Annotated in this window: 2 protein-coding genes; both read right to left on the reverse strand. The window is 47.2% G+C overall.

Annotated features, from left to right (window positions below):
* The coding region (locus GX117_08510) for a DEAD/DEAH box helicase (GenBank protein NLO33381.1) at nt 1-1,736 on the reverse strand (1,736 nt) is incomplete at its 3' end.
* A partial coding sequence (locus tag GX117_08515) for a hypothetical protein (GenBank protein NLO33382.1) occupies nt 1,726-2,314 on the reverse strand: 589 nt, incomplete at its 5' end. The genes GX117_08510 and GX117_08515, both read right to left, overlap by 11 nt.

Below are 2,314 nucleotides of genomic sequence, written 5' to 3' on the forward strand. Positions count from 1 at the left end.
GGGCAGGAGGCATTCCCGTTTTTACGCTCTTTGGCCTTACGGAGCCTGATATAAGGATAAGAACCGTGTTCACACAACGGGGTATGCCTAACCATACTATCCATTTCGATTTTTCCACAAACTGGACATAGTATGTAATCATTCTCGCCTCTGCTATCACCGTCGTCCTCATCATTGGGCTGTTCATCATCCTCATTTGAGAAAAAGCCCGTTTCGCTATCTTGCTTGACTAAGAAGAATTCCGTGTTATCGTCAAAACCCTGTCTGGGGTGAAGCAGTCGCTCATTATCACTCTTGCCCGCCAACGCGATGCGGCCACAATCTTCACATATTGCACACTCGAAGACCGGATTACCCTTCTCGTCATACTGTTTACGGGTTAGATATAGATCTCGTTCTCCCGCCAAGGTAATAAACACGCCCTCAAGCGCTCGCAGGAAAAAATGGTACCGCGGCTTAATCAGGCTCGCGCCATCCTTGACCGCTTTGGCGCTTGCCGCAATAAGATAAATGAGGACTTCACTGGAAACATCCATCTCGCCCGCCATTTGGGAAACAGTCTTTGCCCCGTTGGCGACTTGTCTCAACTTCCCGAATAGGCTGCTGCGCAGCATTAACTCAAATAGCTTTTCATTGTCATCGCTGTTCGGTACAAAATCCGCATCATATTCTTTGAGAACCTCTCCGACGGCGCGGGTTCCATTATAGAGTTCCTCAAATAGCATGGCAGGGAAATCGCGTCTTTCAATCATCGGTTGGTGTATCTCGATGGAGCGGATGATATTCTCTGCTTTGAAGGGTGTACTACACAGATTTTCTGCAAACTCAACTATTTGATTGTCAGCTTCTTTGTCGCCGAGAGTGGCGCTTGTTAGTATGTACTGCACGCTATCCGGTCTACTAATCCGAGCGCGCAAACGGCGCATAAGCAGGGCTGTCTCCATTCCTGTCGCTCCACGATATATGTGGGCTTCGTCTAATATGATATAGCGTAGGTTTGCCCCGGAGAAAACAGCGTCATCTTTGGGACGCAGCATCATATATTCCAGCATGGAGTAATTCGTAATCAGAATATGCGGCGGTTCCTTTTGCATAACTTCGCGGGAAATGATCTCATTTGGCAGGGGCTCGCTTCCATATAGGCTACGATAGTCTGCATGTGCCTTAGTTTGCTGGTGTCTAGTATTGCTATTATAGAGGCCGAACGTGATATCCGGACACGTAGCGAGTAGTTTGCGCACGCGCTTCATTTGGTCGTTAGCAAGGGCGTCCATGGGGTATACATTAATGGCTCGGACTGCACGCGTCAGCGTTCCAGATTCCTTTTGTTCCAACAGATCTTGCAGGATGGGAAGTAAGAAGCACTCGGTCTTACCGGAACCGGTACCTGTTGTCACAACCAGGTTGCCGCCTTCTTGCGCGCGGCCCAGCGCTTCTTCCTGATGCCAGTATAGCGGACGCTCATATTTCAGCTCTTTATCCTTTTCCGGCACATCCTCCAAAGTACAAAAGAGTCTTGAAGCCTGACCGTTTTCAGCACGGTCCTTCAGGCTCTTTCCACTCTTGTACGAACCACCGATATCCAGAAACGGACCTTTTCCGATGACACCGTCTTTTAAAAGCGCATTGCGAAACAGAGATTGGTAATGCGTGTCCGCAATAGAAAAAGAAGTATTGATATAGTCGACAAAGCTCCGCTTGATATTGTCCGACGCTTCAATTGGATTAAACATCATTTACCTCCGATTGCGGTTTGATTTCGAAACCATAATAGTCCGGATTACAGTAATCGTGTTCATTGACACCTTTAATAGGTACCCTATCAGTTATGGAACTCCATTTTTTATTCACATATAGCCCATCATCAAAAGGACCACGCAGAGAAATTGTATAATCGTTGATTATCCATAGCTTTACCGGGTTAACTTGTTCGCGGTAGATCCCATCACGAACATATTCCTTAGTCGCATAAGGTCGTAAGCGGTCACCGCACTTGTATTGCAGACACCCTTCATAGCACGGGTAATACTGTGTCTCGCCGTTTAAAGCTTGCTCCCCGATATACCGTAGTTTTGTGATAATCCCCGATGCCGATTTAAGCTCTATGTGTTGGGCCTCAATAAGCGCTTCGGTTACGATAACCGCACGACCGTCGAACCTAAATAGGGCTGGATCGCCTATGATCAATTGGCCACTCTTAAATTCCTCGTATCGGGCAAAAAATCCGGGGGGTTTCATTAAAGCGGTATAATCGTACACACCGTCCTTTAGCTGATGATCAAGCGAAATAATCTCATCTATACAGCCAAGCTCA

The sequence above is a fragment of the Candidatus Hydrogenedentota bacterium genome (assembly GCA_012523015.1).
In the GTDB taxonomy this organism is placed as follows: Bacteria; Hydrogenedentota; Hydrogenedentia; order Hydrogenedentales; family CAITNO01; genus JAAYBJ01.